Raw genomic sequence first — 13,715 nt, 5'->3', positions numbered from 1 at the left:
AATTCTCTTTTTAAAGGAGCTTAAAATAGTGAACGTCCAATTAAAAATTGTTACGAGAGAAAATTGGGAAGACGCATTAAAGTTACAAGTTAAAGAAAACCAAATACACTTTGTTCCCGCAGTGGCAGTATCACTTGCTAAAGTATACATAAAACCAGATGGTGAAAATGTCGAATATATTCCATTCGCTATATATGATGGTGACCTTATAGTTGGTTTTATTATGCATGCTTTTGTACGAGAGTCAACAGATATGTATTGGATTAACGGATTTATCATTGATGAAAAAGAGCAAGGAAAAGGATATGGAAAAGCAGCATTACAGGAAATCATTAACTTAATAAAAAATAACTTTAAAGAGTGTGAGGAAATTAGATTAACTGTCCATAAAGATAATATTTCTGCAAAGAAACTATATGAATGTTATGATTTTAAACCATTAGGAAATGTATATGACGGTGAGGAAGTATATCGCTTATTGTTGTTGAAATAAAGATGTACTGTTTTGAAACAATAAGTTGTTCCGTTAAAGGGTCATATTGCGGAGAATTGGTTGTACTAATTCATATAAATTATCGCAAACTCAATTCACGCAATTATTTAAACATTTTATTATAAAACAGTATTTATATATACTTAAACTATCATTAATAAAAACATCAATGGAGGAACTAATATGAAAGAAAGCAATAAAAAAGAGTTGTCACTAGAGCAACGTGAAGAATTACTACAAACATTGAAAGATCGTTTTGAGAATAATATGAACCGTCATAAAGGTTTAGAATGGGCTAATGTTCAAGAAAGGCTGGATGCTAATACTGAGAAGTTGTGGTCGCTCAACGAAATGGAACGAACTGGTGGCGAACCTGATGTTGTTGATTTTGATAAAGAAAAAGGCGAATATATTTTTTATGATTGTTCAGCAGAAAGTCCTAAAGGTCGTAGAAGTGTTTGTTACGATCTTGAAGCGCTAGAATCAAGAAAGAAACATAAACCAGAAAATAACGCTATTGATATGGCAACTGCCATGGGTATTGAACTATTAACGGAAGAAGAATATCGTACATTACATAATCTTGAAAATTTCGATATGAAGACGTCGAGTTGGGTGCAAACACCTTCTGATATTAGAGAACTTGGCGGTGCCCTTTTTTGCGATTATCGCTTTGGACACGTCTTTGTGTATCACAATGGGGCAGAATCTTACTATGCCGCAAGAGGCTTTCGTGGTTCGTTAAGAGTCTAAAATTTGTACAGGCAGGTAAATTTGAAGTAGAGAATAGATTTGCTTAGGGAATAGTAGTGATTGAATACTTTAGCTACGGATTCGATTTTGAGGCCGCAAAGAATAGGGCTAATCAAACCTTATTGTAAAAGAATGAATCAACTAAAAATATTAAGAGTATGTTTTGATAATTTTCTTCATAAACATACTCTTTTTTAGAATCATTTATCAAAATTATTAGTTTTAATTAACGTATAAACGAGAACTTGTAAAAGGTACTCTTGTAATTATCAATGAAATTCACCCATATGAAACACCTATGATTTATATTATCCCGCTTTTAAATGAAAATTTTCGAGCAAGTATAAAGTGAATGATTAGGAGGAATACAAAATGAAAAGTAAATTCCATCATATTGTACGAGCTATCATGATAAAAGATGAAAAATTACTAGTTGCTAAATACATAGGACATCACTATTTTTTACCCGGTGGCCATGTTGAAATTGGGGAATCAGCAGAGAATGCACTAATAAGAGAGTTACGAGAAGAACTTGGAGTAACTTGCAGTATAAAACAATTTTTAGGCGTCATAGAAAATCAATGGCAAGCCAAAGAAACCCTCCACCATGAAATTAACCACATTTTTGAAATAGATTCAAATGAGTTAAAATCCGATTTCACTCCAATATCTAAAGAGTCCCATTTAGCATTTCACTGGATTGATTTCAATAAAGAAAATATAAATTCCTATACAATAATGCCGACACCTTCAGTAAAAGAATTACTAGAAAGAAAATTAAGTGATGAACTATTAACTTGCTGGATTAGCAACTTTTAATTGTCTCTATTTATATTAATTCCGTTCACTAAAAGAATATAAAGAAAATAGGCTCATAAACAAGGTACATCACCTAGTGTAAAGTCATATTTTGTTGATGTACGCATTTAGTCTATAGCCTTATTTCTACTTTATTTTTAAAAGTAAATAAACTCGAAAATTTGGACGGAATTTACATTTGTAAATGGAGGGTTTCATAATGAATGAATTTCAACAAGAACTACAAGCGTTAAACCTTAATGATTATCAACCTGGTAATGTTGTGTATTGGGATCAGCAACAAAATCAATATCCATATTACTACATTCAAGACGATGCACGTCGTTGTGGCGGATGCGGTGGCGGACGTTGTGGCGGTTGTGGTGGTTGTGGTGGTCGCTGTGGTGGTTGTGGCGGCGGACGTTGCGGCGGTTGTGTAGGTTGTGTAGGCTGTGTTGGTTGTTTCAGCTGTTCTAATTGCTGGAACTGGTGGTTTATTTAAGTATTATAGATCTATAATATTTCACATGAAAGAAAAGTGCAGATGCAAAGTTATAATGTATTGAAACTTTTCTTTCATGCTGTTATTTTTATATGTTTTAGGGGGATATTTATTTGTACAAATATGAAAAATTAATTTCATGGGTAGAAAGCATTAAAGAGACCAATCAAAGTTCTGCGGCGGCACTTTGTATTATTAAAGATAATAAGATTGTACTAGAGCATTATAGTGGAACGCATTCAAATACTCCTACTAGTAAAAAAGTAACCATATCTTCACAGTTCAATGTCGCTTCCGCAAGAAAAAGCTATTTAGGATTAATGGTAGCTTATGCTGTTTATGAGGGGAAAATAAAATCTCTTGATGACGAGGCAGTAAATTATTTTAAAAAACATGATCCTTCATTACTCGGGAAGACAACGATTAGACATTTAGTAACTCATTCACACGGTTTAAATGAAACCGATGATGGGACGGTTTTTCGTGAGTTTGACCCGGGACAAGCTTGGGCGTACAGAGATATTAATGTAAGAATGGTGACGCAGCTTATTTATCAGCTGTATAATAAGAGTTTTCCTGAATTACTAAAGGAGCGTGTATTCCTACCTGCCAACTTCAATGAAACTGGATGGAGAATAAAACAAGATGATAATTTAGTTAAGGTTGTTGTAAACCCAGATGAAGATGCAATAAGTAGTGTTGGTGCAGTAGATGACGGCTCCGAGAAAAATCTTTTTGTCTCTGCGAGAGAATTTGCATACTGGGGTAACCTTCATTTAAATAAAGGGTTTTTAAATGGTAAACAAATTGTGCCAAAAGAAGTTATAGCACTTGCTACGAGCTTACAAAGTCCAGAGTACACAAATAAAGAACTACCTCAAAACGGGTTGTTTTGGTTCGTTCAAAATGAACCTGCTTTATTTAGCGAACTTGGTGAGCGAGTTCCTAAAGGTTCCTATCAAATATTAGGAATTACAGGACCAACGATATTAGTCATTCCAGAATATAATGTCGTCGTTGCTAAAATGTACAATAAAAGATACAACTATGGTGGGGATAATTATTTATATTATTTACGTGAATTTAGCAATTTAGTCGCTGATACATTTAGTCGCTGATACATTTAGTAGCAGTAAAAATACTATGGTTAGGGTATAACTACTCCTATAATAAAAAGGAGTGAACTTTAATGAAAAATGAAGTGAATAAAAATAAAAAGCAAAATATAAAGGATGTAAACACAGAACAAAACGCGATTTATAGCGATCCGAAAGATGCAGCTAATATGCAAACTGTACCGCAGCCGAAAGACTTTGAGGAAATTGAATATTAATTTTCTCTCCGACTTATTTATGAAAGAAAAATACGTCTTAAGTCTCATCACTTTCAGCAAATTATTTGATAACATATATACATAAGCATTCGAAAATGTCTTATCTTAACAAAGCTTTCTTTAAATGCTGTATATAACCTACAAAAAGGCACTTCTTGATGAAGTGTCTTTTTGTGTAAGCTAACTCAATTTCCATTTTCCGTACAGTATCTTGCAATTTATCATGGATATACTAACTGTGAAAATTCATGTCATGATAAAAGAAGGGGACAGTTAGCATGAAACAAACATCTATAAATCCATTGCTAATTGTTCTAGGTACAATCATTGTTCAAATTGGCCTAGGAACAATTTACACATGGAGTTTATTTAATCAACCCCTTGTAAGTAAGTTTGGATGGAACCTCAATTCAGTCGCGATCACGTTCTCAATTACGAGTTTTTCTTTATCATTCTCAACTCTATTTGCAGGAAAGCTACAACAAAAATTTGGACTTCGTAAACTTATCGCTACTGCAGGAATTGTTTTAGGACTCGGTTTAATACTTAGTTCACAAGTTTCCTCATTACCATTACTTTATTTATTAGCCGGTGTTGTCGTTGGATACGCTGATGGAACAGCATATATTACATCACTATCTAATTTAATTAAATGGTTTCCAAACCGTAAAGGACTTATTTCTGGTATATCTGTTTCGGCATATGGAATGGGAAGCTTAATCTTTAGATATATAAACGGAAATCTTATCAACAGTCTTGGAGTATCACAAGCATTTTTATATTGGGGTATTATTGTCTTACTATTAGTGTTGATAGGATCATTCTTCTTACGTGAAGCAATTGTAAGTAACACTGCAACTGAAACATTACACAATGATTATACGCCGCGTGAAATGATGAAAACAAAACAAGTATATCTCTTGTTTTTCATGTTATTCACATCATGTATGGGCGGACTGTATTTAATCGGTATGGTAAAAGACATCGGGGTGCAGCTCGTTGGTCTTAGTGCAGCGACGGCCGCTAATGCCGTCGCAATGATTGCAATCTTTAATACAATAGGTAGAATTATTCTTGGAACGTTATCAGATAAAATAGGTCGATTAAAAATCGTCTCGGCTACATTTATTATTATTGGATTATCCGTCTTCACTTTAAGTTTTATTCCACTAAATTACGGGATTTATTTTGCTTGTGTAGCAAGTGTTGCCTTTTGCTTTGGTGGTAACATCACTATCTTCCCAGCAATTGTGGGAGACTTCTTCGGATTAAAAAACCATAGTACAAACTACGGGATTGTTTACCAAGGTTTCGGATTTGGTGCACTTGCAGGATCATTCATTGGAGCACTACTTGGCGGATTTCAGCCAACCTTCATTACAATCGGTGTTCTATGTGTTATATCTTTCGTTATCTCTATAGTAATCCGCCCTCCAAATGCAGAAAAGAAGAAGGAAATCAAATCGTTAAATCGAAAAATAGCTTAATGCTAAGAAAGAGTCCTTATGCTAGGGCTCTTTTGCTTTACAAAAAAATGTATAAACAATGGATGACATTCAAAAAATCTAATTTTTTCCCTGTACTTATTTCATAATCTAACATTAAAGAAGATAGGACATTCCGATTATTAAATTGAATAAATAATGTAAAGGGGCGTGATAGTTAAAATGCAAATAGTAAAGCAATGGGTACAAGAAGATAGTGATTACATAAGAGAAAAAGTAATTGAATATAACCAAAAACAACTTTCAAATGAAGAAAAAACACCTTCAGAAAAGATTAGTTTTATAGTGAAAAATGAAAAAGAAGACATAGTAGGAGGGATAACGGCAATCACATTTTGGCACCATGTACATGTTGACTTCCTATGGGTTTCAGAAGAATACAGGCACGAAGGTTACGGAAGCAATTTAATGAATCTTATTGAAGAATTTGCAATTAAAAAAGAATGTAGGCTAATCAAATTAGATACTTTTAGTTTCCAAGCCCCTAATTTTTATAAGAAACATGGGTATAAAGTGATAGGGGTAAGTGAAGATCATCCTAAAGGGCATAATCATTACTATTTAGAAAAAAGGTTATAAATGAATCATTAAAGAGTGTATTATGATTAATCTTTTTCAAAATATGCTCTTTTCTTTTGTGTGTCTATGAACACGATATCGTTTCGTATTAGTTATTTATTCAAATTACTTTTTATGAATCCAAACAATTTAATGATAGAATGAAATAAAGACAGAAAATTTTTACCATTCAAGGGGGTTACATATGAAAAAAGTAAATGTTACATACGCACTTCTATATGATGAAACTCATGAAAAGCTATTAATGGTTAAAAACAAAGGGGAAAATGGTTCTTATTACACTTTACCAGGTGGAGCAGTTAAATTCGGGGAAACGTTAGAAGAGGCAGCAATTCGTGAAGTGAAAGAAGAAACAGGGCTAGACATATCTGTAAAAGGGGTTTGTTCCATTAGTGAAGCCTTTTTTGAGGAGAGAGGACATCATGCAATCTTCTTTAATTTTTTAGGAGAAATAACCGGAGGGGAAATCTGTATATCACGGCCAAAAGAGATTGAGGAGATTACCTGGATGGAATTAGATTCAGCAGAACCTTATTTACGTATACCAGAACACTTAAAAAGCCTTTTACAAAAGAAAGAAACAGTTCCTTATATTTTTAATGGAACTATTATTCATCAATCTTCATAAAGATAGTATTTCATTTAAGGCGGGGGAAAAATGGAGTTTATCGTTAATCACAAACAATTTACACAAGCTCTTTCAGAAGTAAGTAAAGCTATCTCAACAAAAACTTTAATTCCTATATTATCCGGAATAAAGATAACAGCAGATCAATCTGGAATTACTTTAATCGCAAGTAATTCGAATATTTTCATTGAAAAATTTATACCTATTTCAATTGAAGACGAACAAATTACAACTATTTTAAAAGCAGGGAGTATTGTTGTACCAGCAAAATATTTCATTGAAATTATTAAGAAAATGCCAAGTGATATTTTAATAAAAAGCATGAATGAGCAGTTGATTACAATTCAATCTGATGAAATTACTTTAAACTTAAATGGACTCTCGGCAAATGAATTTCCTAATGTACCATTTTTAGACGCACATACAGAAATACAAGTAGAGACGGAACAATTAATTGAAGTCTTTAAACAAACTGTCTTTGCAACTGCTAAAAATGAATCTAGACGTGTTCTTACTGGCGTACATTTCGTTATTGATCATAACAAATTAATTTGTGCTGCTACTGATTCGCACAGACTGGCTTTACGTGAAATACCCATTTCTTCACATGCGAAATTAAATTGCATTGTACCAAGTTCCACTATTAGTGAACTACTAAAATTAATGAACAGTAATTCAAATTTAGTATACATATATCTTTCAGAGAGTCACATTATTTTTAAATTCGGTACAATTACGTTGTATTCAAGGCTAATTGAAGGGAAATATCCTAATATATCCGGCCTAATTCCAAATGAATCCCAAACGATTATTAATATAGATAGAAAAAAGATTTTACAAGGTGTAGATCGGTCAAGTTTATTGGCTAGTGAATGGGCAAACAACAACGTTAACTTAGAAATCATCGACGAATGCACAATACAAATTTCTTCCAACGCTTCTCAAATTGGTAAAATATCCGAGACACAACAAATAGATGCGATTCACGGTGAAAAGCAATTAAATATATCTTTCGACGGACGATATATGGTCGATACTTTAAAAGCAATAAAAGAAGATAGAGTTACTTTAAGTTTTGGCGGTTCCATGAGACCGATATTAATTGAAGCAGGTGAACAATCTGCAGCAGTATATTTAATATCGCCTGTTAGAACTTATTGAGAACAAAGGAAGGAATTAAATTATGTACAAGCACACTTTATGTTTTATAAAAAGAAATGAAAAAATACTTATGTTAAATAGAGAATATGATCCTGTAAAAGGATTATGGAACGGTGTAGGAGGGAAGATAGAAAAAGGAGAAACACCGTTAGAAAATGCAATTCGTGAAATAAAAGAAGAAACAAATATAGATGTTGAACAAAATCAAATTCAATTTAAAGGCATTATTAAATGGGAGGATTCCTCATATTCTGGTGGCATGTATGTCTATTTAGTAGAGCTACTTAATGAATTTACATATCACACTCCAAAAAAAGTCTCAGAAGGAATTCTAGATTGGAAAGAGGTATCTTGGATTCTAAGTGACTATAATTACGGCGTAGGAGAGATGATACCTAAATTTTTAACTGAAGTACTTTATAATGAATTAATATTAGAGCACTCTTGCGTTTTATCAAATCATAAATTAGTAGAGTATAAGAATAAAGAATTAGCTAAGCAGACCAGCATAGTAAAGTAGTAATTAGGGGAGATTAGTATGTAATAGAAGGAGGAGCTCATGAAAAAAGTAAATAATTAAGGATATATATAACTAATATTACTATTATAATCCCCTTAATTATTTACTTAGCATTGGCAACCTCTAGCGAAAAAGATACTCTTACTCAACTAAAAAAAGCCCCCGGTATCCCATCTGCTATTCAAGATTCAAACGATATAGAAGACCCTACAGGATATTGGACAACAGAAAAGATGAAAAATGCAATTCCAGTAGATAAAACAAAGAATTATAATAAAAAGCGAACCATCAATATTAAATTGGTTCGCTTTTTATTATAATCACACTTCTCGCCACCAAGCAGCCGTAGGATAATCTTTAGATTGTAATGCAATAGCTTCACCGATTTGTGGCGTTGCAATATTAACCCCTAAACGATTTGCTTCTTTCGTAACACGTTCAATAGGATCACTCCATTCATGTAATGCTAACGTAAAAGCACCCCAATGAATAGGAACAAGCAATTCTCCTTTAACGTCAATATGAGCTTGTACTGTTTCTTCTGGCAACATATGAATAGCAGACCATCTCGTATCGTACTGCCCGCATTCCATTAAAGTAAGATCGAATGGACCATATTTCTCACCAATTTCCTTAAAGTGAGGCGCATAACCGCTATCACCACTAAAGAAGACTTTAGTTTCTTGACCAAGAATAAGCCATGAACACCATAACGAACAATCTCTATCTGTCATACTTCGTCCAGAGAAATGCCTTGCAGGAGCGCAAACTAACTTAATATTATCAAACGTAATTTCATCCCACCAATTATGTTCACTAATTTTATTAGGTGAAACACCCCATTTAATAAGATAACGCGCAACTCCAACCGGGGCATAAAAATGCTTCGCACGATCTTTTAACCGCATAATACTTTTGTAATTTAAATGATCATAGTGATTATGAGAAATGATAATCGCATCAATTTCTTGAAGTTCATCATGTTCTAAAGAAAAAGCACCACTATACCGCTTACTATTAAACACAGGAAATGGGGAAGAGGCATCTCCAAACATAGGGTCTAATAGCAATTTTTTACCTTCTATTTTCAAAAGAGAAGCAGAGTGCCCAAACCATGTCACACTCTCTAAAGATTCATTATTTTTATTCGATAAAACAATAGGTAAATTCTTTACAGGACGTAGCTTTGTTTTCATTTTAAAGTAATCAGTCATTAAACCGATAATATCTTTCGGATTAAAACTTACATCAGTCGGAATTTGATTCATATATTTCTTTTTCATTAGTTCTCCTTTTTACGTTTAACAATATACGTATGTTGTTATTGTAGCTAATTGTAGTTTAAACGAAATCATTTTACCTTTCATCTTAAATGCAGTACATTTCATAAATTCTTCAAATTTATTATTTATATATAAAAAATAGAATTCAGTTAGCAGCAGCTAAAACTAATATTATGTATTTGTGAATTGTTTTGTTTAAGTACAGTCTTTCTTATAAACAACAAAGACTGTATGTTTCTTTATATGTTATAGAAGCAGATAGGTAACTAATTATCCACAGGAAGGAGAGTCTATAAATGCTAGAAGAAAGAAAAAAGAAGTCTAAATGCAAACTATTAAATAGCAATAACTAAATATAGAATTCTAGATAATCTTAGTGTAGGTATCAACATAGCTATACTAAGGTTTTTTATTTGAAATCATTAAAGGATACTTATTTTTATTTATAGAACATAGTAAATACATAGGTTTTACAATTAAATTACTAAAAAAGAAGGGATTTTAAAATGCTTGCTAATTATACTCCGGAGAAAATACTTAAAACAACTTATGAGACAAAAATGATTTCATAAGTTGACAATTATCCAACTTTAAAAATAAGCGGAACAAACCTTCAATATTTACTTGTAATGCTCCATCTGGGCATAGAATCAAATACTATAAAAACGAAGCTAAATTGGACTAACGAGGAATTCGAAAAACAAATGCACGCATTAGAACTAGAAGGTTTATTGAATAAGACAGAAGGGAGTTACTATCCAACATGTATGGTTATAACAGCTAATGAAGGAGAAAAACTGTATAACCTATGTGAGCCTCTAATTAAAACTGCACTTAACATAATTGAAAAGTATTCTAATCAAATTGATGCTATGTCTAAAAGAATCGTATAGTCTTTTACTATATAGTGGTGTGTTATTAGATTTTGGACAAATAATTAACATTGAAGAAAACTATTTAGAAACAGAACGGCCTTTGAGAAACAATAAAAGATATTATTATGCGATTATAGAACAAGAACAAACAGACAAAGAGTCCTTTGGAATGTATGGTAATACGTATTTGGATTTAGGGGAATATCAAATTGGTCTTTATGGAAACACTCGATATACAACTTTGAATTTAATAACTGCGAATAAAGAAACGTTTGAAGCATATTTTCACGATGCTATTATCGATATTAATTATACGAAAAAGCAATTAGTTGAAAATTTTGTAGCAGTAGATAGACAAGTAGACTTAAATTCAAATGTATTATACGAAAAATTAGGCTTATATAAAAATTCGCAATCAATTATCCCAGTGTTTAAAGCTAAAGACTTATCTATACTTAACGAAATCGCGAACACAATCAGTAAAGATTTGATCTTATTATGTAAAGAAAATGAGAAACCTTTAAAAGAATACTTTGCAAGCAGCAGATACTCAAAAGAAATAACTTACGAAGAATTTTTTATTTGGTGGTATCACTTTTTCTATACAAAAATAACTGAAGAATTAATAAAACAAGGCATAATTAGTATCAGCACTCAAGAAAATCAAACATATATAATCTATTAAATACCTAATTTTATAAATATAAGCAGCGTATTATATCTCCACATATGTAGCAGAAGGATATGTGAAAAATCATTTGTAAAATAGATAGTTATCTAAATTTAAACATGAAGAAAATACGATATAAATAAGGGAGATGCACCTTGCAAAAGAAATTTATCAATCCGGAAACTATGCCAGCAACTTTTGGATACTCACATATTGTTGAAGTTAGTAACGCTAAACGGACAATTTACATATCAGGACAAGTAGCGATTAATGTTGATGGTCATATAGTTGGGAATGGAGATTTAGGTACACAAACGCGCCAAGTATTTGAAAATATTAAAGTAGCATTAGAAGCTTCAGAATTAAATTTTAATGATGTAGTAAAATTAACATTTTTCTTAACGGACATTTCTCAAATGGCCATTGTTAGAGATATTCGAGATCAATATATCAACACAAAAAATCCTCCAGCAAGTTCAGCTGTAGAAGTTAACAAACTAATTCATGACGAACTATTAATCGAAATTGAAGCAATTGCTGTAGCAAACTAATTTAAAAACTTATCATCAATTAAATTAACATCGAAGCAATTTGTTTAAAGTTAACGATTAAACAAATTGCTTTTTTGTCTTAACTAAAATTTGTTTGCGGCATTATTTATGAAAATAAACAACAAAAATATATTAGAACAATTTATCTAAGCTATTAAGCTGTATCAATTCATATAACACACAACCAATCATGAACAAACAAAGAAAAGGGAAGTGTAACAACCGAGACCAATGTGTAATAAGTTTATTACTTTTTTCTAGTTAACATAATATATATTATACGAAGTTGTATAGAGTAAGTGTTTATCTGTATCAAAAACCAAGTAAACTATACTTAATGAGACGAAACGGGGATTTTTAATGAGATTCACATAAAATCTTATCTAAATGAATTTCTACAGTTTTTATCGTTTATTTTGCTATAAATTAATCACAGCAAATCTTAATCGATTAATTATCGTTTAACGAGTCAAAAATAATTTTGATTAGCACGGAATTTTTTTATGCGAAATAAATTTTTCTATACAAATGATAAATTTCATTTTATGTTTTGCTCTATAGATTTATTGCTAATTACATATGTTTTATTATTTTATATTTTTGTTGTTATTTCTTTTATTTACGCTTGACTTTCATTGTATTCTTCATTCTAGTTAACATAACGTTTATTTTTAACGTAAAGAAATCCTCCTCACCTTCAGGAAGATTTCTTTTGTTAGCTAGTAATCCATTTATCTATTTTTAGTAACAATCCCAATTGTAAATAACATTGGAAAAATCTAGATTTAATAAATCGTCTTTCTTTATAAAGAAATTAGCAACACCAGAATCTCCCCACATAATATTTAATGAATCATCTGTATCGATTTGTAGCAATAACATATCATGTTGCTGGTATTTTTCTTCCCATTCCCTTGGATCTGTCTGTGTGAAAAATGGATAACCACCAATTTTATGCCCTTGATCTTTACATAAATCATCATACAGTTCGCCTAATTCTGTATTATTTTCTTCATCAACAATTTCTTCCCAATCAATTTCCTCACTAAACATCTTTTCAAATCGATAATCCCTTGATGTTACGGGCTGATAACCCAATTCAAACTTTAATTTCGCTGCTTCAGGTATGATAAAGTCCTCTAATTCTGAAGTGTTTAAATAACTAAAATCAGTAATAACCTTATTTAAATCTTCTATAATTGTAGAATGATAAATAATTCGAAAGTCTTTTTGGATTGTTGGATGATCAAAATCTGCTCCGTAAAGCTCATCTTCAGCACTTACGAAAAACTGTAGCATACCCTTTTGAGGCATATATTCAACATGCTGCATTTCTTCAAAGTTTAGCTGCGCAAGTAACATCATAGGTTGTCCATTTGAATCTTTAGGATGCTCTTGATCTATAGGTACATACGGATAACCACCAAATTTACTCTCAAAAAGCGTTGTCTCTGCTAATGTTCCAGACGCTTTAATATAAGGTTTCACACTTTCTTCTAAAATACTACGATACTGCTCTAGTTCTTTCGGAATTTGAAGTTGATACGTATTCTTCATTACATTTGCCTCCCCTTAATAATGAATTGAAAATGCCTTACTTAATTATATAGCAACAGATAACTTCATTGAAAATCGTTAAATATCCGTTTTAACCCTCATTTTTTGCGCACTTGGCGGACAAAGTAAATTATGTTCTGAGACCTTTTTATTAATAGTTGTAATTAACATAGCTGCTTCTACATTATCCGTTAGTTCTTTTAAATTTTCTTTTAGATGATCTATTTCCTTTGAAAGTTCAATCCACCTAGGCAAAACATGATTATTTTTCAAAGTTCTATAAAGTTGCTTGTCAGGATTATACGAAAGATCTTTATCAAGATTAAGAGGTTTCTCTTTCCCAGGTAAATCATTAAACGCTCCTGTCTTTTCTGCCTGTTTAACGATAGAGCTAATATGATCCTCATACGTGAACGACCAAACTTTTTCATCTTTAACTAAAATTTCTTGTTTTTTAAGTTTTTTATCTAGCTCATCTTGATTCATAGATTCTCTCTCCTTTTTATT

15 protein-coding genes and 1 pseudogene are annotated in these 13,715 nt (G+C 31.7%); 13 read left to right on the top strand and 3 right to left on the bottom strand.

The window, feature by feature from the left end; all coding sequences use genetic code 11:
- The first annotated feature begins 28 nt into the window (after window positions 1-28).
- From NSS97_RS13755 to NSS97_RS13705, 11 genes are all read left to right on the top strand, one after another.
- Window positions 29-493, top strand: a complete 465-nt coding sequence (locus tag NSS97_RS13755) for a GNAT family N-acetyltransferase (protein WP_002032392.1) — start codon at window positions 29-31, stop codon at window positions 491-493.
- A 183-nt stretch (window positions 494-676) separates the two neighbouring features.
- On the top strand, window positions 677-1,246 hold the full coding sequence (locus tag NSS97_RS13750; protein WP_002013217.1) for a DUF4256 domain-containing protein: 570 nt from the start codon (window positions 677-679) through the stop codon (window positions 1,244-1,246).
- Between the two features lie 372 nt (window positions 1,247-1,618).
- Complete coding sequence (locus NSS97_RS13745; protein ID WP_044441628.1) at window positions 1,619-2,065, top strand: NUDIX domain-containing protein; 447 nt, start codon at window positions 1,619-1,621, stop codon at window positions 2,063-2,065.
- A 199-nt stretch (window positions 2,066-2,264) separates the two neighbouring features.
- Window positions 2,265-2,546 carry a heterocycloanthracin/sonorensin family bacteriocin gene (locus tag NSS97_RS13740; protein WP_341112948.1) on the top strand — a complete coding sequence of 94 codons (282 nt, stop codon included), beginning with the start codon at window positions 2,265-2,267 and terminating at the stop codon, window positions 2,544-2,546.
- 113 nt (window positions 2,547-2,659) lie between these two features.
- Complete coding sequence (locus tag NSS97_RS13735; protein ID WP_341112946.1) at window positions 2,660-3,664, top strand: serine hydrolase domain-containing protein; 1,005 nt, start codon at window positions 2,660-2,662, stop codon at window positions 3,662-3,664.
- Window positions 3,665-3,735: 71 nt separating this feature from the next.
- Window positions 3,736-3,879 (top strand): hypothetical protein, encoded by a 144-nt coding sequence (locus NSS97_RS13730; protein ID WP_002013225.1) that lies wholly within the window; start codon window positions 3,736-3,738, stop codon window positions 3,877-3,879.
- Window positions 3,880-4,157: 278 nt separating this feature from the next.
- Window positions 4,158-5,366 (top strand): L-lactate MFS transporter, encoded by a 1,209-nt coding sequence (locus NSS97_RS13725; RefSeq protein WP_002032385.1) that lies wholly within the window; start codon window positions 4,158-4,160, stop codon window positions 5,364-5,366.
- Between the two features lie 180 nt (window positions 5,367-5,546).
- Window positions 5,547-5,963, top strand: a complete 417-nt coding sequence (locus tag NSS97_RS13720; RefSeq protein WP_016095453.1) for a GNAT family N-acetyltransferase — start codon at window positions 5,547-5,549, stop codon at window positions 5,961-5,963.
- A gap of 184 nt (window positions 5,964-6,147) precedes the next feature.
- On the top strand, window positions 6,148-6,591 hold the full coding sequence (locus tag NSS97_RS13715) for an NUDIX hydrolase (RefSeq protein WP_002085308.1): 444 nt from the start codon (window positions 6,148-6,150) through the stop codon (window positions 6,589-6,591).
- Window positions 6,592-6,621: 30 nt separating this feature from the next.
- Window positions 6,622-7,752: a DNA polymerase III subunit beta gene (gene dnaN, locus NSS97_RS13710; protein ID WP_044441637.1), complete on the top strand. Its 1,131-nt coding sequence runs from the start codon at window positions 6,622-6,624 to the stop codon at window positions 7,750-7,752.
- Between the two features lie 22 nt (window positions 7,753-7,774).
- Window positions 7,775-8,272 (top strand): NUDIX hydrolase, encoded by a 498-nt coding sequence (locus NSS97_RS13705; protein ID WP_107886859.1) that lies wholly within the window; start codon window positions 7,775-7,777, stop codon window positions 8,270-8,272.
- 320 nt (window positions 8,273-8,592) lie between these two features.
- On the opposite strand, the gene NSS97_RS13700 is transcribed toward NSS97_RS13705, so the two are convergent.
- Window positions 8,593-9,555 (bottom strand): MBL fold metallo-hydrolase, encoded by a 963-nt coding sequence (locus NSS97_RS13700; protein WP_107886860.1) that lies wholly within the window; start codon window positions 9,553-9,555, stop codon window positions 8,593-8,595.
- 629 nt (window positions 9,556-10,184) lie between these two features.
- Between NSS97_RS13700 and NSS97_RS13695 the strand changes: the two are divergent.
- Both NSS97_RS13695 and NSS97_RS13690 read left to right on the top strand, forming a co-directional pair.
- A pseudogene (locus NSS97_RS13695) lies at window positions 10,185-11,115 on the top strand (hypothetical protein).
- Window positions 11,116-11,255: 140 nt separating this feature from the next.
- On the top strand, window positions 11,256-11,651 hold the full coding sequence (locus tag NSS97_RS13690) for a Rid family hydrolase (RefSeq protein WP_107886861.1): 396 nt from the start codon (window positions 11,256-11,258) through the stop codon (window positions 11,649-11,651).
- A 741-nt stretch (window positions 11,652-12,392) separates the two neighbouring features.
- Here NSS97_RS13690 and NSS97_RS13685 read toward each other — a convergent pair.
- Both NSS97_RS13685 and NSS97_RS13680 read right to left on the bottom strand, forming a co-directional pair.
- The gene (locus NSS97_RS13685) at window positions 12,393-13,208 is read right to left on the bottom strand and encodes a YwqG family protein (RefSeq protein WP_341112940.1); all 816 of its coding nucleotides are present in this window, start codon (window positions 13,206-13,208) and stop codon (window positions 12,393-12,395) included.
- Window positions 13,209-13,286: 78 nt separating this feature from the next.
- A complete protein-coding gene (locus tag NSS97_RS13680; protein WP_107886863.1) occupies window positions 13,287-13,694 on the bottom strand; it encodes a DnaJ family domain-containing protein in 408 nt (135 codons plus the stop codon).
- Window positions 13,695-13,715: the final 21 nt, after the last annotated feature.

It is taken from the genome of Bacillus sp. FSL R12-0074, from assembly GCF_038005725.1.
GTDB classification, from domain to species: Bacteria; Bacillota; Bacilli; order Bacillales; family Bacillaceae_G; genus Bacillus_A; species Bacillus_A mycoides.
This window is presented reverse-complemented; position numbering and strand designations above follow the sequence as displayed.

Excerpts from the sequence above, each read along its gene's own strand:
- NSS97_RS13750 (WP_002013217.1), top strand. The coding sequence starts at position 677 with ATGAAAGAAAGCAATAAAAAAGAGTTGTCACTAGAGCAACGTGAAGAA.
- NSS97_RS13745 (WP_044441628.1), top strand. The coding sequence starts at position 1,619 with ATGAAAAGTAAATTCCATCATATTGTACGAGCTATCATGATAAAAGAT.
- NSS97_RS13740 (WP_341112948.1), top strand. The coding sequence starts at position 2,265 with ATGAATGAATTTCAACAAGAACTACAAGCGTTAAACCTTAATGATTAT.
- NSS97_RS13730 (WP_002013225.1), top strand. The coding sequence starts at position 3,736 with ATGAAAAATGAAGTGAATAAAAATAAAAAGCAAAATATAAAGGATGTA.
- NSS97_RS13725 (WP_002032385.1), top strand. The coding sequence starts at position 4,158 with ATGAAACAAACATCTATAAATCCATTGCTAATTGTTCTAGGTACAATC.
- NSS97_RS13720 (WP_016095453.1), top strand. The coding sequence starts at position 5,547 with ATGCAAATAGTAAAGCAATGGGTACAAGAAGATAGTGATTACATAAGA.
- NSS97_RS13715 (WP_002085308.1), top strand. The coding sequence starts at position 6,148 with ATGAAAAAAGTAAATGTTACATACGCACTTCTATATGATGAAACTCAT.
- dnaN (WP_044441637.1), top strand. The coding sequence starts at position 6,622 with ATGGAGTTTATCGTTAATCACAAACAATTTACACAAGCTCTTTCAGAA.
- NSS97_RS13705 (WP_107886859.1), top strand. The coding sequence starts at position 7,775 with ATGTACAAGCACACTTTATGTTTTATAAAAAGAAATGAAAAAATACTT.
- NSS97_RS13700 (WP_107886860.1), bottom strand. The coding sequence starts at position 9,555 with ATGAAAAAGAAATATATGAATCAAATTCCGACTGATGTAAGTTTTAAT.
- NSS97_RS13685 (WP_341112940.1), bottom strand. The coding sequence starts at position 13,208 with ATGAAGAATACGTATCAACTTCAAATTCCGAAAGAACTAGAGCAGTAT.
- NSS97_RS13680 (WP_107886863.1), bottom strand. The coding sequence starts at position 13,694 with ATGAATCAAGATGAGCTAGATAAAAAACTTAAAAAACAAGAAATTTTA.